The 19,133-nt window shown below is 65.3% G+C and carries 18 protein-coding genes; 5 read left to right on the top strand and 13 right to left on the bottom strand.

Going from position 1 to position 19,133, the window contains the following annotated elements; translation table 11 throughout:
- The first annotated feature begins 1 nt into the window (after position 1).
- Together IE126_RS09400 and IE126_RS09395 are read left to right on the top strand one after the other, a co-directional pair.
- Entirely contained in the window at positions 2-514 is a 513-nt protein-coding gene (locus IE126_RS09400; protein ID WP_054302869.1) for a flavin reductase family protein, read from the top strand.
- Positions 515-580: 66 nt separating this feature from the next.
- The gene (locus IE126_RS09395; RefSeq protein ID WP_189380796.1) at positions 581-2,023 is read left to right on the top strand and encodes an APC family permease; all 1,443 of its coding nucleotides are present in this window, start codon (positions 581-583) and stop codon (positions 2,021-2,023) included.
- A gap of 19 nt (positions 2,024-2,042) precedes the next feature.
- Here the strand turns inward: IE126_RS09395 and IE126_RS09390 are convergent, their stop codons facing one another.
- The 6 genes from IE126_RS09390 to IE126_RS09365 all read right to left on the bottom strand — a co-directional run bounded on the left by IE126_RS09390 (position 2,043) and on the right by IE126_RS09365 (position 7,401).
- Positions 2,043-3,173 (bottom strand): MFS transporter, encoded by a 1,131-nt coding sequence (locus tag IE126_RS09390; RefSeq protein ID WP_189380795.1) that lies wholly within the window; start codon positions 3,171-3,173, stop codon positions 2,043-2,045.
- On the bottom strand, positions 3,170-3,958 hold the full coding sequence (locus IE126_RS09385) for a DeoR/GlpR family DNA-binding transcription regulator (RefSeq protein WP_189380794.1): 789 nt from the start codon (positions 3,956-3,958) through the stop codon (positions 3,170-3,172). The genes IE126_RS09390 and IE126_RS09385 overlap by 4 nt, the downstream gene beginning before the upstream one ends.
- Positions 3,959-3,999: 41 nt before the next feature.
- A complete protein-coding gene (locus IE126_RS09380; protein WP_189380793.1) occupies positions 4,000-4,995 on the bottom strand; it encodes a YeiH family protein in 996 nt (331 codons plus the stop codon).
- Between the two features lie 68 nt (positions 4,996-5,063).
- The gene (locus IE126_RS09375) at positions 5,064-6,428 is read right to left on the bottom strand and encodes a sensor histidine kinase (protein WP_189380792.1); all 1,365 of its coding nucleotides are present in this window, start codon (positions 6,426-6,428) and stop codon (positions 5,064-5,066) included.
- Positions 6,425-7,087, bottom strand: coding sequence for a response regulator (locus IE126_RS09370; protein WP_189380791.1), 663 nt, complete (start codon positions 7,085-7,087; stop codon positions 6,425-6,427). The genes IE126_RS09375 and IE126_RS09370 overlap by 4 nt, the downstream gene beginning before the upstream one ends.
- Positions 7,087-7,401 (bottom strand): PepSY domain-containing protein, encoded by a 315-nt coding sequence (locus tag IE126_RS09365; protein WP_054302875.1) that lies wholly within the window; start codon positions 7,399-7,401, stop codon positions 7,087-7,089. Before IE126_RS09365 ends, IE126_RS09370 begins: the two co-directional genes overlap by 1 nt.
- 117 nt (positions 7,402-7,518) lie before the next feature.
- Between IE126_RS09365 and IE126_RS09360 the strand changes: the two genes are divergently transcribed.
- A complete protein-coding gene (locus IE126_RS09360; protein WP_189380790.1) occupies positions 7,519-7,764 on the top strand; it encodes a PepSY domain-containing protein in 246 nt (81 codons plus the stop codon).
- 142 nt (positions 7,765-7,906) lie between these two features.
- Positions 7,907-8,515, top strand: coding sequence for a calcium-binding protein (locus IE126_RS09355; RefSeq protein WP_189380789.1), 609 nt, complete (start codon positions 7,907-7,909; stop codon positions 8,513-8,515).
- Between the two features lie 64 nt (positions 8,516-8,579).
- Here IE126_RS09355 and IE126_RS09350 read toward each other — a convergent pair whose 3' ends face one another.
- Positions 8,580-11,651 (bottom strand): efflux RND transporter permease subunit, encoded by a 3,072-nt coding sequence (locus IE126_RS09350; RefSeq protein WP_054302878.1) that lies wholly within the window; start codon positions 11,649-11,651, stop codon positions 8,580-8,582.
- 10 nt (positions 11,652-11,661) lie between these two features.
- Positions 11,662-12,762: an efflux RND transporter periplasmic adaptor subunit gene (locus IE126_RS09345; RefSeq protein ID WP_054302879.1), complete on the bottom strand. Its 1,101-nt coding sequence runs from the start codon at positions 12,760-12,762 to the stop codon at positions 11,662-11,664.
- Between the two features lie 263 nt (positions 12,763-13,025).
- Here IE126_RS09345 and IE126_RS09340 point away from each other — a divergent pair, with 263 nt between their 5' ends.
- Positions 13,026-13,562 (top strand): GNAT family N-acetyltransferase, encoded by a 537-nt coding sequence (locus IE126_RS09340; RefSeq protein WP_189380788.1) that lies wholly within the window; start codon positions 13,026-13,028, stop codon positions 13,560-13,562.
- 7 nt (positions 13,563-13,569) lie between these two features.
- Here the strand turns inward: IE126_RS09340 and IE126_RS09335 are convergent, their stop codons facing one another.
- From IE126_RS09335 to IE126_RS09315, 5 genes are all read right to left on the bottom strand, one after another.
- Entirely contained in the window at positions 13,570-14,589 is a 1,020-nt protein-coding gene (locus IE126_RS09335) for a nucleotidyltransferase family protein (protein WP_189380787.1), read from the bottom strand.
- A gap of 93 nt (positions 14,590-14,682) precedes the next feature.
- Entirely contained in the window at positions 14,683-15,741 is a 1,059-nt protein-coding gene (locus IE126_RS09330) for a hybrid-cluster NAD(P)-dependent oxidoreductase (protein WP_054302882.1), read from the bottom strand.
- A gap of 4 nt (positions 15,742-15,745) precedes the next feature.
- Positions 15,746-16,975: an aromatic ring-hydroxylating oxygenase subunit alpha gene (locus IE126_RS09325; RefSeq protein WP_189380786.1), complete on the bottom strand. Its 1,230-nt coding sequence runs from the start codon at positions 16,973-16,975 to the stop codon at positions 15,746-15,748.
- Between the two features lie 55 nt (positions 16,976-17,030).
- Positions 17,031-18,065, bottom strand: coding sequence for a quaternary amine ABC transporter ATP-binding protein (locus tag IE126_RS09320; RefSeq protein ID WP_054302884.1), 1,035 nt, complete (start codon positions 18,063-18,065; stop codon positions 17,031-17,033).
- Positions 18,062-19,102 carry an ABC transporter permease gene (locus IE126_RS09315; protein ID WP_189380785.1) on the bottom strand — a complete coding sequence of 347 codons (1,041 nt, stop codon included), beginning with the start codon at positions 19,100-19,102 and terminating at the stop codon, positions 18,062-18,064. Before IE126_RS09315 ends, IE126_RS09320 begins: the two co-directional genes overlap by 4 nt.
- Positions 19,103-19,133 lie beyond the last annotated feature (31 nt).

The raw sequence follows: 19,133 nt of genomic DNA, 5'->3' as shown, positions 1-19,133 counted from the left end.
CATGGCGGATCTGCGCAGCCTGTTTCTGGAAGGCATGAGCCGCGCCGCGACGTTTGTCGCGGTCGCGACCACCGATGGCGAGGGCGGGCGCGAGGCGGTGACGATTTCGTCGCTCACCTCCGTTTCTGCCGATGGCGATCATCCTTCGCTTCTGGCCTGCATTCATCACCAAAGCCCGGCGGCGGCGGCCATCCTGAAGAACCGCGCCTTCTGTGCCAACCTTCTGGGGGAGCACCAGATGGATGTGTCGAACCTCTTTGCCGGGCGCGGCCTGACCGGCCACCGGGCCGGGCGTTTCGACCACACGCCCTGGCAACCCGGCGAACTGGGCCAGCCGCTTCTGACCGGCGCGACCGCAGCCTTTGAATGCCGTCTTGGCACCGCGCTGCTGTGGGAGACGCATCACATCATCATCGGGCATGTCGTCGGTGTGCGGCTGTCCGAAAGCCCGGCGGCACTGCTTTACGGCCAGCGCGCCTATCGCCGGGCCGTGCATTTCTCCGAGGGCGACTAGGCCCGAGGCACTGCATCGGACAGCCGGCGCAAAGACCGGCGTCCGCAATCCAGCAAGGAGTGGACCATGACTGATACGACTGGCGCGGGGGCGAACCGGCTCCGCAGCAATTCTCTCGGGCTTCTGGCGGTCACCTTCATGGTGATTTCAGCCGCAGCCCCGCTGACCGGGGTGGCGGGCGCGGTGCCCATTGCCTTTCTGATCGGCAATGGCACCGGGGTGCCTGCGACCTTCCTTTTCATGACGCTGGTCATGCTGGCCTTCTCGGTCGGCTATGTCGCGATGTCGCGGCATGTGAAGAATGCGGGTGCCTTCTATGCCTATGCGGCGCGGGGCCTGGGCGGCACCTGGGGCGGCGCCACCGCTTTCACCGCGCTGGTGGCGTATAATGCCATGCAGTTCGGGCTGATCGGCCTGCTGGGCGGCATCGCGGCAGGCGTGTTCGGTAGCTTTGGCCTTGTCCTGCCCTGGTGGGTCTGGAGCCTTCTGGCTATCGCGCTGGTGGGCGTTCTGGGCTACCGGCAGGTCGATCTTTCGGCCCGTGTGATGATGGTGCTGGTCGCGCTGGAATACCTTGTGGTGTTCATCGTCGATTTCGCCATCCTCGGCAAAGGCGGGGCCGGGGGGCTGGCGCTGAACATCTTTGACACCGGGGCCATCTTTTCGGGGTCGATGACGGCGGCGATCCTGTTCTGCCTGGGCTCTTTCATCGGCTTCGAGGCGACGACAATCTATGCCGAGGAAGCCCGCGACCCTGACCGCACCATCCCGCGCGCAACCTATCTGTCTGTCCTGATGATCGGGCTGTTCTTCGTTTTCACCACCTGGCTGATGATCGTCGCGGTGGGGGCCGACAACCTGCTGCCGACCATCGGCGGGCTGGCCGATCCGACCGAATATTTCTTCGTGCTGGCCGATCAGTATGTCGGCGGGCCGGTGCCACCCATCGCGGGTATCCTGCTGGTATCGAGCCTTTTCGCCGCGCTGTCCGCCTTTCACAATTACATCGCGCGCTATTCCTATGTCGCCGGACGCGAGGGGCTGTTGCCCGCAGTGTTTGGCCAGACCCATGACCGGCATCAAAGCCCGCATATCGGCTCGGTTGTGCAGACCGTCGGGGCGCTGGTCGTGCTGGCGATCTTTGCCGGGCTGGGGCTTGATCCGATCCTGAACATGTTCACATGGATCAGCCAGATCGGCACCCTGGGCGTGCTGGGCATGATGACCGTAACCTCGGTTGCCGTCATCGTATTCTTCGGCAAGGGCGCGGCGGGGGCCTCGCCGCTGAAGACGCTGATCCTGCCCGGCGTCTCGGGGCTGATCATGGCGGCGCTCTTCGTCTACATCTTCCTGAACTTCGGCGATCTGACGGGCACCACCGGCGGGGCGCTGGGGACCATCCTGCCCTCGCTGATCCCGCTGGCGGCGCTGGTGGGGATGCTGGCGGCGCGGCGGCTGAAGGCGGCAAACCCTGCCGCCTTTGCCCGGATGGGCCAGAACCAGCACTGAACCGCCGCGGCCCGCCCCCTCAGCGTGTGACGATGCGGGCCGACAGCGGCACCAGCGCGACCAGCACAGCCAGCAGCCAAAAGGCGGTGGACAGGCTGGTCGCCTGCGACAGCGCGCCGATGGCGGCAGGACCGGCAAGGATGCCGGCGTAGCCGGTCGTCGTCACCGCGGCGATGGCCAGCCCCGCCGGCATCGCTTTCTGCCGCCCGGCAAGGCTGAACAGCACCGGCACGAGGTTCGAGGCACCGAAGCCGATCAGCACGAACCCGGCCATGGCGGGAACCGCCAGCGGCGACAGCAGAAGGACGGCAAAGCCGGCAAGCGCCAGAAGCCCGCCGCAGACCAGCACGCGCCGCGCGCCCAGCAAGGCGACCACCCGGTCGCTGCTGAACCGGCCCAGCACCATCGCGACCGAGAACAGCATATAGCCGAGGCCGCCCTGTTCCGCAGGCGCAAGGGCACGATCAAGGATCAGCAGCGCGCCCCAGTCCAGAATGGCGCCCTCGACCAGAAAGGTCACCGCCGCAAGCCCGGCGAGGATCAGGACCAGCCCGCGCGGCAGGGCAAAGGCCGCGGGTTCGCCCTGCCGCGCGGGCAGCAGGCCGGGGGCGGCAAGGATCAGCGTGATCAGCGCCAGCGCGCTGCACCACAGGGCGGCATGCCCCGGTGTCAGGCCCGATGACAGCAGGAAGGTCATGCCGCCCGCACCGGCCACCCCGCCCAGGCTGAACATTGCATGAAATCCGGACATCAGCGGGCGCGCGGAGTCGCGCTCCACCTCGACCGCATGGACGTTTACTGCCACGTCGATCGTACCAAGCGCCGCCCCGAACACCAGCAATGCGCCCCCCAGCATCACCGGCACGCTGACCACCGCCAGCGCAGGCAGGATCAGCACGAGCCCAAGACCGCCCAGCAGGATCATCGGCCGTGCCCCGGCGCGGGTGCTGAACCAGCCTGTCAGCGGCATGGCGATCAGCGAGCCGATCCCGAGGCACAGCAGCAGCAGGCCCAGCTCTCCCTCACTCGCGCCCGTATTGGCCTTGGCATAAGGCACCAGCGGCGCCCAGCAGGACATGACGAACCCGGCAATGAAGAAGCCAAGCCGCGTTGCCCGCCGTGTTGCGGGGGTATTGGCGGAAGGGGTCATGTCATGCTCCGGTCGGGGTGGGCCAGATGCACACGGGCCCCGGCCGCGCGCAGGGCGTCGGCCACGGGGGCAGGAGCATCGGCGGCAAGGATGTAATCGGCCACCGCATCAAGCCCGGCGATGGCATAGGGCGCCGTGGTTTCCAGCTTCGCGGTGGTCATCATCAGGGCGGTTTCCGCACTGCGGTCAATGAGCTGTCGTTTGAAATCGACATCCGCCAGATCGAACCCCGCCAGCCCCTGTTTCTGCGACAGCGCACAGGCACCCAGGAAGCAAAGGTCGACGCGATACAGGGCCAGTGCGGCCTGCGCGCGGGCATCGGTGCAGCCGCCCGTCGACGGATCGACGCCGCCGCCAATCAACACCAGCGACAGATCATTTCGCTGCATCAGCACTGCGGCGGCGGGCAGGGAGTTGGTAATAACCCGCAGATCGGGCAGAACGGGCAGGTGCGCCGCCAGATGTGCGACAGTGCTGCCGGTATCCAGAAACAGCGTCATGCCGGGCTGGATGAGGCCGCAGGCCACCTGTGCAAGGGCCTGTTTTTGCGCGGGCGCTTCGGCCTGACGTGCGGCAACCGGCCCCGAGGCAGGTGAAAGCGGTAAAGCCCCGCCATAAACCCGTCGACACAGGCCCTGCTGTGCCAGCGCCCTCAGATCCCGGCGGATCGCATCTTCGGAAACCCCGAACTCGGTCGCCAGCGCGCCGGAGTGAACCGATTGCCCGGCGTCAAGCCGGTGGGCAATCAGGTCGCGGCGGGCGAGGGGGAGTATTGAATCGTGCATAATCGTGCATTAACCGGATAAAACAGGAAGGTCCAGCGCGATTACAGGCCCCAGATCAGCAGCGGCCCCAGCACGATGGCCAGCAGGAAAACCGTTTCCGCCACGATCATCAGCGCCGCCGTTGCCCCCACGGTCATCAGCCCCGGCAGATTGGTACGCAGCCCCACCGCGCCGATGGCCATCAGAAGGCTTGCCCGGATCAGCGGGTCCAGCAGATCGCGCAGCGCCTGCGGCACCAGACCCAGCGAATTGGCTGCCGCCAGCACCAGAAAACCGATGACGAAGCCGGGCACCAGCGGCGGGCGCCGCCCGCCTGCCGCGGAGCCATTGCGCAGCGTCAGCGCCCCGATCACGACGACCGGCGCCAGCAGCATCACCCGGAACAGCTTGAACACCGTCGAAATCTCGCCGGTTTCAGGCGAAACCGAAAAGCCTGCGCCCACCACCTGCGCGACGTCATGGATCGTCGCGCCCAACAGCAGGCCGGTGGAGGCATCGGTCAGGCCCAGCCGGGCGGTCAGCACCGGATAAAGGATCATCGCCAGCGTTGACATCACCGTGACCGCGATGACGGTGAAGGCGATGTCCCGCTCGCGCCGGTCATCCTGCGGCAGCAGGGCGCCGATCGCCATGGCAGCCGAGGCGCCGCAGATCGCTACCGCACCGCCGGTCAGAAAGCCGAACCGGCCGGGCTGCCCCAGAAGCCGGGCCAGCAACAGGCCGAAGCCGATGGTCAGCGGCACGGCCAGGGCAACAAGGCTCAGCGGTGCAAGACCCAGCCCGGCAAGGGTATCGGCGCTGATGCGGATGCCCAGCAGCGCCACCCCGATCCGCAAGATATGCCGTGCCGCAAGCCCGATGCCTGGCGCAGTCCGGGTGTCCTCGCCCAGAAAGTTCAGCGCAAGGCCAATCAGGATCGCCATGAGCATCGAGGGCGCGCCGTAGTGATCGGCCAGAAACTGCGCCGCCAGTGCGACGACGGCAGCAATGGCAAAGCCGGGAAAGTAGCACCGGAACAGCGGAACAAGACGGGTCATGCCCTGTTGTCGGCCATCCCGACCGGCGCTTCAACCGCGATCCGCACCGTGGTGGCCTGATCCCGACATCAGCCTTTTGCAGCCGATAAAAGCCGCAGCGTGACCTCCAGGCCCGGTGTGGCGTTGCGCAGCATCAGTTCACCCCCCGCCGCAGCCGCAATATCCGCCACGATGGCCAGTCCGAGACCATGGTTGTCGCCCGCCTCGTCCAGTCGCGCACCCCGCTGGCGCAGCCGGGTCAGCGCGGCATCGGGCGCCCCCGGCCCGTCATCGCGCAGAGTGATGGCCAGATGCGCGCCGTCGCGCCGGGCCGATATCGCAATGCGTCTCCGGGCATGCTGCACCGCATTTTCGGCCAGGGCGCCGACGGCCTCGGTCAGGTCGGCGGGGTCAATGCGGGCGGCGAGGCCGGGCGCCACATCAACCTGCCAGTCCAGTTCAGCGCCTGCGGGCGTGCGTTGCAGCACCGCCACCACCCGGCCGATGACCACGGCGGGGTCCGCAACAGCGGCGACCAGACGGTCCGAGCGGATGCGCGCGCGCGCCAGTTCGTGATCGACCAGACGCCGCATCGACCCGGCCACAAGCTCGATACTCTGCGCGATATCCGCCTCGCCGCGGTCGCGCAGCAGCCTGGCATCACCCATCAGCGCCTGCAACGGCGTCTTGAAACCATGCGCCAGGTCGCCCGCGCGATGGCGGGCCTTGGCCAGTTCGTCGTCGCGGGCATCAAGCAGGGCGTCAATCTCTGCGGCGAGGGGCTGCACCTCCTGCGGCATGTCCGGGCCAAGCCGGGCGCGCTGCCCCGAGCGCAGCGCGGCAACCTGCGCGCGGATCTGGCGCAACGGGTGCAGGCCCACGGTGATCTGCACCGACGAGGCCGCCAGCAGGCACAGGCCCAGAAGGCCCAGATAGGGCAGCAGATCCGACAGAAAACCCTGGCGGGCGTTATCCAGTTCGGCGCGGTCGCGGGCGACGATGATGCGCAGCGGCAGGCTTTCGGCGCCCGAGCGAACCTCCAGCCACCATTCCAGCGCCAGCAACGGTCTTTCCAGCGGTCCGGTCAGCGCCAGAACCCGCCGTCCCCGCGGCGGGGCGGGGTCCGGCGGCGCCTCTGCCGGGGGAAAGCCAAAGTCCCACAGTGACCGCGAACGCAGCACTGAAGACCCAAGCTCGATCTGCCAGTAATGCCCGGAAAACGGCTGTTCATAAAGCGGGTCGGAGGCCACTTTGCGGAAGGCCGGCGGCCCGTCGGGCTGCGGCTCCACCAGGGCAGCGACGGCCATGGCGCGGGCCTCCAGATCGGCGACTGCCACCCGTTCCACATGACGCTCGAACAGCAGGGCAAGGCCGAGGGCCGCCAGCACCAGCGCCAGCACGATGGCCCCGCCTCCGGCAAGGATCAGGCGCCAGCGCAAGGACCGCAGGATCATTCCGCAGCTTCCAGATAATAGCCGAAGCCGCGCCGTGTGCCGATGACACCGCTGCCGAGCTTGCGCCGCAGCCGCGCGACGATGGCCTCGACCGCATTCGCCTCCTTGGCATCTTCATCCCCGTACAGATGCTCCAGCAACTCGGTTGGCGGCACCGTCCGGTCGCGGTGCAGCGCCAGATAGGCGACCAGGCGAAACTCCAGCGGTGTCACGGCCACCGGTACGCCGCGCAGCGCTACTATCATGCGGTTCAGATCGACCGAAAGATCCCCCACCGCCTGCTGCGCCGCCCCGCGCCCGCCTGCCCGTCGGACCAGCGCCCGCGCACGGGCCAGCAGCTCTTCCATACGAAAGGGTTTGGGCAGATAATCATCGGCCCCGGCGTCTATGCCCTCGACCCGTTCGGTCCAGGCGCCGCGTGCGGTCAGCACCAGAACCGGGCATTCCACCCCTTCCGCCCGCCAGCGTTTCAGCACGGTGAGCCCGTCAAGCTGTGGAAGCCCGAGGTCGAGGACGATCAGGTCATAGGTTTCCGTCCCGCCGCGAAACCACGCGGTTTCACCGTCCGCCACCCGTTCCACCCTGAACCCGGCCGAGGCAAGCGCCCGGTGCAGATCGCTCGCGATCCTCACGTCATCCTCGACAACAAGCGCGCGCATCAGGAGGGGTCTTCCTCTTCATAATCGAGGATTTCCGCCGTGGCGGCGTCAAGCTCCACTTCGATCAACCGTCCATCGGGGGTCACCAGTTCGACCTCGTAAACCATCTTGTCGTCGCTGATTTCCAGTTCAACCTCGATCACCCGGCCGGGATGCACGGTCTGAAGCCGCGCCAGAACTTCGGCCAGTGGCAGGATCTCGCCCCTCGCGACGGCATCGCGCGCGATTTCAAAATCACGGCGCGGCGTGTCGCCATGTCCTGCGGAAGACAGGAGAGCGAGGGCACAGGCAGAGGCAAGGACATGGGCTTTCATGCAGGCAACCTAGCCGATCCATCCTGACATCACACTGACAAATCGGATCAGAGCCGCGTCAGCGCAGCTTTGCCAGAAGGGGGGCGGGCATCATGGCCCGGTCCTCAGGAGGTTGATATGAAACAGGCTATTCTTCCCGCGCTTCTGGTGCTGGTGACAGGGGTGTCCGCCGCTGTTGCGCAGACCGAGCCTCGGCTTTCCGGGCTTGTCGCGCAGATTGAGGCGCAGGGCTATCGCGTCAGCGAGGCGGAACTGGACGCGGGCCTGATCGAGGCGAAAGCGATTACCGCCGAAGGGCTGCGGGTCGAGTTGCGTGTTGACGCCGCGACCGGCCGCATCCTGCGCCAGCGTGCTGATGACTGAGACCACATGACCCGGCGGGAACATGCCTGTCTGACAATTGGCTGACATCCGGGATCGGAACACTGTCAGCAGCGCCGGGTTAAGCCAAGCCACCTTCGGGACATATCGTCCTGTATCCAACGCGCAAGAAAAGGAGCCACCGATGGCACGCAAGACTGGAACCCCGACTGCCGATCTGCTGAAAGGCAGCGATGGCATTGACTGGCTGGACGGTCGTGGCGGCAATGACACGCTGAAAGGCTACGCCGGCAATGATGAACTGGACGGCGGCGCGGGCAATGACCGGCTGTTCGGATACAGCGGAAATGATGAACTGGATGGCGACAGCGGTGACGATGTGCTGCACGGCGGCCTTGGCCATGACGAACTGGACGGCGACGGCGGCAACGACCGGCTGTTCGGTGGTTCCGGCAATGACGAACTGGACGGGGGCGCGGGACGCGACCGCCTGTTCGGTGGCACCGGGCGTGACTGGCTGGAAGGCGGCCGGGGCAATGATACGCTGACCGGCGGTTCGGGCGCCGATGTGTTCGAGTTCGAACGTGGCGACGGCCGCGACCGCATCACCGATTTCACCAACGGGCAGGACTGGCTGCATCTGGATGACTTCAGCCGCGCGCAGGTTCAGGCGGTGATCGACACGGCCCGGCAATCGGGGGACGATGTGGTGCTGAGCCTGTCTGCCGGCAGCTCGGTCCGGCTGGAAAACATGCGCGTGGCCGATCTGGACATCGGCGACTTCGTTTTCTGACTCTGAAACGCACAGGGCGGCGCAGTGTCCCGCGCCGCCCTGTCGATATCAGTCTGCGCCAGGGTCAGGCGAATTTCTTCGTGACCTCGTTCTTGTGCAGTAGGTAGGCGCTGTCGCTGCGCGAGATCAGGGTATAGAACATCGGCACCACGAACAGGGTGAAGACCGTTCCGATCATCAGACCGGCGAAGATCACCACACCCATCGCCTGCCGTGCCGCAGCCCCCGCACCCTCCGCGATGATCAGTGGCACCACAGCCAGTGCCATGGCGGCAGTGGTCATCAGGATCGGGCGCAGACGGGTCTTGGCGGCGGCCACGATGGCCTCCTTGCGGGACAGGCCGTGTTCCTCACGCTGCTGGTTGGCAAATTCCACCATCAGGATGCCGTGCTTTGTAATCAGCCCGATCAGCGTGATCAGCCCGACCTGTGTGTAGATGTTCAGCGTGCTCACGCCAAAGAACAGGGGCAGCACCGCGCCGAAGATCGAGAGCGGCACCGACATCATGATGATGAACGGATCCCGGAAGCTTTCGAACTGCGCGGCCAGCACCATGTAGATGACGATAAGCGCGGCGCCGAAGGCCAGAAGGATGGTGTTGCCTTCCGTCTTTTCCAGCCGCGACTGGCCGGAATAGTCGATAAAGAACCCGTCCGGCAGCACCTCGCCCGCGATGCGCTCCAGCTCGGCCAGGGCAACGCCAGTGGACAGACCGATCATCGGCATGGCGGAAAGCGTGGCGGAATTGAGCTGGTTGAACTGCTCGATAGAGGCCGCCGCCACACCGGGTTGCAGCGAAACCACCGAGGACAGCGGTACCATCTCGCCCGATGAGGAGCGGACGAAGAACTGTTCCAGCCGTTCAGGGTTGTTCCGCCACTCCTGCGGCACCTGCGTGATCACGTCATAGCTGTTGGAGTCGCGGTCAAATTGCGCGATGGCCCCGCCGCCGACCAGCAGGCCCAGCGTATTGCCGATCTCGCTGACCGACACGCCCAGTTCCGCCGCCCGGTCGCGATCAATGGTAATGCTGATCTGCGGCGCGTCGAAAGCAAGGCTGTTCTGCACCACGATGAACTTGCCGCTTTGCATGGCTTTCATGCGGATTTCATCGGCGATCTCGACCACGCGGTCGGGCGAGTGGATCGACTGGATCACCATGGAAATCGGCAAGCCACCCCCGGCACCGGGCAGCGACGGCGGGGCGAAGGCATAGCCTTGCAGGCCGGGCGTCGTATCCAGTTTGCCCTGGATCTCGGCCTGGATCTCGGCCTGGCTGCGGCTGCGCTCGGACCAGTCCTTCAGCGCCCAGATATAGAAGCCGGTATTGTCTGCCCCGCCCATCCCGGCGACCGAGAACGAAGTATCGACCTCGGGGATGTCGGCGGTACGCTTGCCGATCTCGCGGGTGAAGGCGTCGGTATAATCCAGCGTCGCATAGCGCGGGCCGTTCAGGATCGCGAACAGCGCACCCTGATCCTCTTCCGGGGCCAGTTCGGAGGAGGTGTTCATGAACATGAACCCGGTGGCCCCCAGCAGCGACACCACCATCAGCAGCGTGACCGGGCGGTAATCCAGCGACGAGGACACCCGGCGTTCATACCAGTTGGCGACGCCGCCCAGCACCCGGTCCACCGTGCGCTGGAAGCGGCCCGGGGCGTCGTGGCTCAGCAGACGGGCGGACATCGTGGGGGTGATGGTCAGCGCGACGATCCCCGACAGGATGACCGACCCGGCCAGCGTCAGCGCAAATTCGGTGAACAGCGACCCGGTCAGCCCGCCGGTAAAGGCCAGCGGCGCCAGCACGGCGGCCAGCGTGATGGTCATGGCGATGACCGGGCCGGTAATTTCCTTCATCCCGACAATCGCAGCACGCGCCGGAGACAGGCCCTCGTCAATATGGCGATGGATGTTTTCCACCACCACGATGGCGTCATCGACCACCAGACCGATGGCCAGCACCATGGCCAGCAGCGTCAGCAGGTTGATCGAATAGCCCAGCGTCAGCATGATGGCGCAGACCCCGATCAGCGACAGCGGGATCGTGACGATGGGCATGAGAACCGACCGGAACGAGCCGAGGAACAGCAGGATCACCACCACCACGATGGCCACGGCTTCGCCAATGGTCTTGAACACCTCCTGAATGGAGGCGGCGATGGTTTCGGTGGAATCGTAGACCAGCTTGATGGTCATGCCCTTGGGCAGCGTGTCGTTCAGCGCCGGAAGGGCCGCCAGCACGTTGGCGGCGACATCCAGCTGGTTCTCGCCCGGCGCGGGAATGATACCGATGAAAGTGCCCGGCTCGCCCGCGAAGGTCACGATGGCATCCTGCTCGCCCGAGGCCAGTTCGATCCGTGACACGTCGCGCAGGCGCACGGTGCCGTTCTTGCCCTGCACCAGCGGCAGCGCGCCGAAAGCTTCGGCCGACTGTACGGTGGAGGCCAGCGTCAGCGAGTAGATGAAGTATTCATTCTCGGTCTTGCCGGGCGCCGACAGGAAGTTCGAGGCCCGGATCGCGCCCAGCACCTCGGAGGCGGTGACACCGCGTGCGGCCAGTTGCAGCGGATCGAGCCAGATCCGCATGGCATATTCCGAGGCGCCCATGATTTCCATTTGCGCCACGCCGTCGATATTGGTCACGCGCGGACGGACCACGCGTTCCAGATATTCGGTCAGCTGCTCGGGGGTCATGTTGGGGTTCTGGACCGCCAGATACATCAGCGCGAAGGTCTGGCCGGTGCCTTTCACGATCACCGGGTCTTCGGCATCCGACGGCAGTTGCCCGCGCACCTGCTGCACCTTGGACATGACTTCGGTCAGGGCGATATCCGGGTCGGCGCCCAGTTTCATCTGTACCGTCACGACCGAGGCAGAGGGCCGCGATGCGGTGCTGATATAATCGACATGCTCGGTCGTCGACACCGCCGAGGCGATGGGCGAGGTGACGAAGCCCTGGATCAGATCGGCCGATGCGCCGGGATAGACTGTGGTGATGGTCACCACGGTTTCCTCGACTTCGGGATACTGGCGAACCGGCAGGTTCACCACCGAAACCAGACCCAGAAACAGGATCAGTGCGGCGACGACGGTGGACAGGACCGGGCGTCGGATGAAGATTTCCGAAAAATTCATCTTTCGGCCCTCACTCGCCCGCAGGGGCGTCAAGCACCACCGAATTGTCGACCTTGACCCGTGCGCCCGAGGTCAGGCGGTTCTGACCCGAGGTCACGATCTCGTCGCCGGCAGCGATGCCCTTGACCACTTCGATCCGCGCGCCGGAACGGCGACCGATGGTAACGAACACCTGTTCGACCTTTTGCTCTTCCGCCGTGTCTCCCGGCCGCAGCACATAGATCGAATCCCCGTAAAGGGTGGAACTGACGGCCGTTTGCGGCACGGCGATCACGCCTTCCTCTTTCGGCAGGGCGATACGCACGCGCAGGAACTGGCCCGGATACAGCTCGCCGGAGGGGTTATCCACCTCGGCCCGGACCGAAACCATGCGCGAGTTGGAATCAACGCGCGGTTCGATGGCGATGATGTTGCCCTTCGCGCTGAAATTGCCGACCTCGGAGGTCACGCTGACCGGCCCGCCCATGGTCAGATCAGCGATCTGCTGTTCCGGCACGGCGAAATCTACCCGCATATGCGACAGATCCTGCAAGGTGGCGTAGATCGTGCCGGGGGTCACATATTGCCCGACCTCGATCTGCGGAATGCCGATCACCCCGTCGAAGGGCGCCACCAGTTTCTTGCTGTCCAGCGCGGTCTGCACCTGGGCGACCTGTGCACGGGCGCTTTGCACCTGGGCATCGGCGCTTTCGACGGTATTCGCCGCACCGACGCCGCGTTCGGACAGCGTATGCGCGCGGTTGGCATCGGCCAGCGCGACGCTCAGCCCCGCTTTCGCGGCTGCCAGCGAAGCAGCCTCGCTGTCATCGTCGATCTGAACGAGATGCTGGTCTTTCGAAATCTTGTCATTGGCGGAGAACTGGATTGCGCGCACCAGCCCGCCGGATTCGATGGCGAGATCGACGCCGCGCGCCGAAAGGGCGGTGCCGATCGCCTCGATCCCCGGCTCCCATGTGACAGCCTCGACCGTCTCGGTGCTGACAGGAACCGGCGGCGGAACCATGCCGCCGAGATACTGTGCGATCATATCGTCCCGGAAGTACTTGAACCAGACAATGCCGCCGACAATCAGCCCCAGCAAAATGACCGCGATTACCAGCCGCTTGAACATCGAGGGTCTCCAATAGCTACAAACCGGGAAGGGAAGGGTTCGTTATATTCTGTTCGCCGCACCTTGCTGGTTCAGCCAGCGGGCGAGGTCAAGAGAAAGCATTCCCATTTTGGTGGCAATACTGCCTTACGTTAGGTCATTCACGGCTTTCCATGCTGTGTTATCAGAGACTTGCCCCGCCAGATGACAGCCGGTTTCCCGCATTGCGCCATGCCGCACCCGATGGTCTTATGGAATAGCCCGCGCAATCAGGATACCGCATCATGACCGTCCTGCACACGTTGAATCTGACGCTCCGCCCGTGTCACCCGGCGGACGGGCCGGATTTCATCGCGCTGGAGCGGGATGCCGAAGTCATGCAATTTCTGAACGGCGGTCCGGTCGATCATGGCCGCGTGGACCCGGACAAGGTGACCTTCCTGATGCCGCGGGGTCACGAACCGCATGTCTGGACGGCCCGGCGTCGCGCGGATGAGGCATTTGTCGGCTGGTTCGGCCTGTTTCCCGAAGGTGGTGGGCTGGCCGAGCTTGGCTATCGGCTGCGCCGCGATCACTGGGGCAGGGGGCTGGCCAGCGAAGGGGCGATGGCCCTGATTGACTGGGGGTTCGGTCATGCGGGCCATGACCGGATCATCGCCTGCACACTGGCGGTCAACCACGGCTCGCGTCGCGTCATGGAAAAGACGGGGATGACCCATGAGCGGACGGAGTATCCCGCAGCCCCGGTTCCGGTTGCCGGGTCCGAACAGGGTGAGGTCTGGTATGGCCTCAGCCGCGACCGCTGGGCCAGCCAGCGCTGAGTCAGCGTCACGCAAGATCGCGCAGGATGGCGGCGGTGTCCGGCATCCGCGACAGGCTTGCTCCGATCCGTTGCCGCCAGCGCGGGCCACGCGCCTGCGCCTCAGCCAGAGCTTCGGCCAGATCGTCCGGCCGGTCCTGCGCCAGAACCCCGATCAGGAAAGCCGCCTGGCCGCGATCCTTGCGGGCCTTGGCCTGATCGGCCCCGCCGCGCCGCCGGTCTGCCACGATCAGCTTGTGGATGGCGAACCGCTCGGGGCGGGGGATCTGTACCAGCACGCCGGAGCGGTAAAGCGCGATGGCCGGGATCGGATCGGCGATCAGGTAATTCAGGTAGTTCAGCGCCTGCGCGCTGACCCCCAGCGCGGGCAACGGCTTCACGGTTTCATCGCCGAAAGCCGGGGTCAGGAACTCCACCAGCGCCTCGCCCCGGTTCTGCCGCCACTTCCACACCTGCCGGTCCGGCATCCCCGGCACCGGGTCGAATTTCAGCGCCTGAAGGATGTCGCCGGGGTTTTCCTCCACCCGGTCCCCCAGTGCCACGGAGAGCCGTTCGAAACTGGCGAAATCAATGTCGCCGGTCTGGGCCAGTTCGTCTGAATCGAAACGCACGCCCAGTTCGCCCTGATAAAGTGCATAGGCCGCCGTTCCGACCAGCGTGCCACCCAGCCGGAACACCCCGGCCCGCGCAAAGGCAAGCAGCAGGGAGCCGGTGTCACGGTCGGTGGCGATGAAGCCTTCGGCCCGCAGGATCCGGGCAAGCCGCGTCATCCCCGCCCTGCGTGCCCCGGCCCCCGCCCGCAATTCCGCCGCGCGCGCCAGCCGGGCGCGCAACTCGGGCGTGCCTTCGCCCAGATAGCGGCTTTTCATCTCGGTCCCGATGCGGAACCTGTCATAAAGATAACAGCGCCCGTTGCGCACCCGCTCTTCGACACTGCCGATGAGTTCTGAGGCGGTTTCTTCCAGATGCAGGCGCAGCAGATCCTGATAGGCCACCTGCGCGGCGCGGGAATGGGAAAGGGCAGGCATGGCAGGGTCCGTCTTGTGTGTAGCGAATATATGTTTGATGCACACAAAAGTGCATGTGCAGCAAGAAAATTCTTGCTGCACATGAGGGGGCGGTCAGACCTCGACGGTAATGGCACCCTGCGGGTGCGAACAGCAGGCGAGGATCAGCCCCTCGTCAATCTCGTCATCCGAGATGCCGCCGTTATGCACCATGACCACTTCGCCGGAGGTTTTCTTCACCTTGCAGGTGCCGCAAAGGCCAAAGTTGCAGCTGGACGGAATGTTCAGCCCGGCGCGTTTCGCCACGGTCAGCACGGTTTCCGAGCCGTCGCAGCCCAGCGTTTTGCCCGACAGCGCGAAGGTCACGCTGGCCGCGCCGCCAAGCTCCACCGTCTCGACCGGCTGTTCGACCAGCGCGGGGGCGGCAAAGCTTTCCTCGTGATAGCGCGCCATGTCGTAGCCGAGCGAGGCCAGCATCTCGCGCACCGCCCGCATGAACGGTTCGGGGCCGCAGCAGAAGATCTCACGTTCCAGATAATCCGGCGCCATCAGGCCCAGCATGATCTGGCTGAGCCGCCCGCGATAGCCGGGCCAGACCTCGAACGGGTCCACCTCTTCCACCGTGAAGCGCAATTGCAGCCCCGGCACGCGGGCGGCGAACTGTTCAAGCCTGCGGCGGAAGATGATTTCGGCCGGGCGGCGCGCGGCATGGACGAAGGTGATGTCGGGCATTTCGCCCGAATCCCAGGCCCACATCGTCATCGACATCATCGGGGTGATGCCTGATCCTGCCGAAATGAACAGATATTTCGGTGCCTTGTGGCGCAGGAAGGTGAACTGCCCCGCCGGGCCATGGGCGCGCAGACGCATGCCGGGCTTCAGATGGTCGATCAGCCAGCGCGTGCCTTCGGACCCCGGCTGCGCCTTGACGGTGATCGACAGCGACAGCGGCCGCGAGGGCGAGGAAGATATGGTATAGGTCCGGCTGACCATGCCCGAAGGCAGTGGCAGATCCAGCGTCAGGAACTGCCCCGGCTGATAGTCGAACCACGCCCCGGAAGGGGCGCGGAAGGCGATGGTGGCGCAATCGGGCGCTTCGGGGATGACCATGGCGCATTCAAGCTCCTCGTGGTCATCCCAGGGTTCTGCCGTCCAGTTCTGGCGCTGCGGCATCGGTTTACTCTGCCGCCAGCCGGGAGCCGCCGGGGGCCTGCGCCGCGATCATCGCGCGGACATACCAGTCGACAAACTGGATCACGCCGCTTTCCTGTTTCGCCGAATAAGGGCCGGGTTCATAGGCAGGCGAGCTTACGCCGATCTGGTTTTCCTCGACCACGCGGCGATCCTCGTCATTGGTGGCAAGCCAGACCTCGGTCAGGCGTTTCAGATCGTAGTCACGCCCTTCCACGGCATCCTTGTGGACCAGCCAGGTGGTCACAACCTCGGTTTGGGTGGCGCTGATCGGCAGGACGCGGAAGTTCAGCACATGATCTGACAGGAAGTGGTTCCAGGTGTTCGGATAGTGGAAGAACAGCAGCGACCCGGCATTGGCGAAGGGCATGCCCGGCAAGCGCGGTGCGGCGGCGGCGCCATCCATGGTGTAGCTGACACCCTCGCCCACGAAGGGGATGCGCACCAGACGCCACTGATCGTTCGGCGCGATGACATAGCGCGAGGGCAGCCCAGCCTCTTCGCAGCGGTTCACATGGGCGGCACCGGCGGGCGAGGACAGGCTGTCATCCGCGCCGACCAGATCGGGGTCGTCGCTGAAGGTGCGGCAGAGCGACGGATGCGATCCCGCGCAGTGATAGCATTCGCGGTTGTTTTCCAGCACCAGCTTCCAGTTGCCTTCCTCGACGATGCGCGACTGGAAGGCGACCTTAAGGTCGGCCATGCCATGCGGCGCGGCATAGCGATCCGCCTCGGCCTGCACGGCGGCGAAATCCGGCGCTTCCTCGGCCAGACAGACAAACACCATCCCGGCGGCCTGAGTGCAATGCACCGGCTTCAGCCCGTGCTTGGAGGCGTCGAAATCCGTGCCCATGTCGCGCGCCCACAGCAGGCGCCCGTCCGGGTCATAGGTCCACTGGTGGTAGGGGCAGACCAGCTTTGCCGCCTGACCCGAGGGTTTGGAGCAGATGCGCTGTCCGCGATGGCGGCATACATTATGGAACGCGCGGATCACACCATCCGCACCACGCACCACGACCACCGGATAGGCGCCCAGTTGCAGCGTCACATAGCTGCCGGTCTTGGGAAACTCGGCGATCGAGGCGGCGAAGATCCATTCGCGCTGCCAGATGGCGCGCAGGTCCTCGGCAAAGACCTCGGGGTCGGCATAGAAGGGCCGGGCCAGCGAGAAGCCAGAGCGTTGTTCATTCAGCAGAGAAAGGAGATCGCCTTGCATGACGGTGTTTCCTGAAGGGAGGAGGGAGAGGAGGGGAGGAGGAAAAGCGGGGCGGTCAGCCCACCTTGGGAACGAGCGCGCGCACCACGTCGCGCATGTCGATCCGCCCGGCGGGCTGGCCCTTGTTCAGAACGGTATAGGCGCGATGGGTGTCGCCATCGGACAGCGCGATCAGCGCCTCCAGCGTGGTTTCGGTATCCACCGTCTCGGGCGGCATGTCGTCCGACAGGCCCGGCGTCATCACCGACCGTACCCGCAGCACGCGGGCGCGGTTGATGTCGCTGACGAAGTCCACGATGTAGGGATCGCGCGGATGCAGCACGATGCTCTGCGGGTCGCCCTGTTGCACCACGCAGCCATCCTTCAGGATGACCAGATGATCGGCCAGCTTCAGCGCCTCGTCCAGATCGTGACTGATGAAGATGATGGTCTTGTGCAGTTCCGTCTGCAATTGCAGCAGCAGGTTCTGCATGTCGGTGCGGATCAGCGGGTCAAGCGCCGAGAACGCCTCGTCCATCAGCAGAATCGGCGCGTTGGAGGCCAGCGCGCGGGCAATGCCCACCCGTTGTTGCATCCCGCCCGATAGCCGGTGCGGATGGCTGTCGGCGAATTTGCCCAGCCCGACACGCTCCAGCCATTTCATCGCTTCGGCGCTGCGTTCCGCCAGCGGCACGCCCTTGACCTCCAGCGCCAGCGCCGCGTTTTCCAGAACCGTGCGATGCGGCAGCAGCGCGAATTTCTGGAACACCATGGTCATCTGGTCCTGACGCAGCCTGCGCAACCCTTCGGGCGACAGGCCGGTGACATCGGTGCCGTCAATCAGGATCTGACCGGCCGTCGGCTCGATCAGCCGGTTCAAGTGGCGCACCAGCGTGGATTTGCCTGAGCCCGACAGCCCCATGATGACGGTGATCTGCCCCGCCCGCATGTCGATGTTGATGTCGGACAGGCCCAGCACATGCTTGCCGTTTTCCAGAAGCTCGGTCTTGCCCATGCCTTTCCGGACATCGGCAAGCGCCGCCTCGGGGCGTGGCCCGAAAATCTTGTAGAGATTGCGGACCGAAATCTTGACCGGGGCGGGCGCGTTCATTGCTGGTCTCCGGCATTCATGCGCGACAGCGCGGTCTTGGTCACCCGGTCGAGGATGATGGCCAGCAGCACGATGCCCAGACCGGCCACCAGACCCACGCCCAGCTCAAGGTTGTTGATGCCGCGCAGCACCAGTACGCCCAGGCCCGGCGCCGACACCAGCGAGGCGATGACGACCATAGCGAGGCTCATCATGATGGTCTGGTTCAGGCCCGCCATGATATTGGGCATGGCCAGAGGCAGCTCGACCTTCACCAGCTTCTGCCAGCGGGTCATGCCGAAGGCATCGGCGGCCTCGGTCACATCGGGATCGACCAGACGGATGCCCAGATCGGTCAGCCGGATGATCGGCACGATGGCGTAAAGGATGATGGCAATGCCATAAAGCTTTGGCTCGGTCACACTGAACAGGAAGATCAGCGGGATCAGATACACGAAGGACGGCAGGGTTTGCAGCAGGTCCAGAACCGGCAGCACCACTTTCTGCGCCCGGTCGTTTTTCGACATCAGGATGCCGATGGGCAGGCCCAGCAGCACCGAAATCACTGTGCAGACGAGGATGATGGCGAAAGTCTGGATCGCCGCGTCGAAATGGTTGATGAGGGCCAGAACCAGCATGGATGCGCCGACAAAGGCGGTCAGCCCGCGCGACCGCGTCACGCGCTGCACCACCAGCAGGATCAGCAGCATGGTCAGCCACCAGGGCAGGAAAGCAAAGCCCTTCAGCGTGCCGGTCAGCGCCCAGCTCAGCGGCTGGGTCAGCGGGTCCAGCACCAGCTTCAGACCGTCTTTCATGCTCATGAACAGGCTTTCGACCGCGGCGGTCAGATCGCGCGTGCGCCAGATGGCGTTGCAGCTTTCATTCAGCACATCCAGCGACGGAAAGGGCCGCGACCAGAACGCGACCTCCTCGGCCCCGCCGGACTGCGCCTTCGCCTTGGCCATCAGTTGCGCCATGGTCATCGGCCCGCCGGTCGATCCGGCGTCGCACCAGGCGCGCAGGCCCAGCGTATCGAAAAGTTGAGTATAGGCTGCCATCGGTCCTCACCGGAAGGTGGGGGGCGCAAGA

The organism is Gemmobacter nanjingensis (assembly GCF_014652195.1).
GTDB classification, from domain to species: Bacteria; Pseudomonadota; Alphaproteobacteria; order Rhodobacterales; family Rhodobacteraceae; genus Gemmobacter; species Gemmobacter caeni.
The sequence above is the reverse complement of the archived record's forward strand: the minus strand, read 5'-3'. Positions and strand labels throughout refer to the sequence as shown.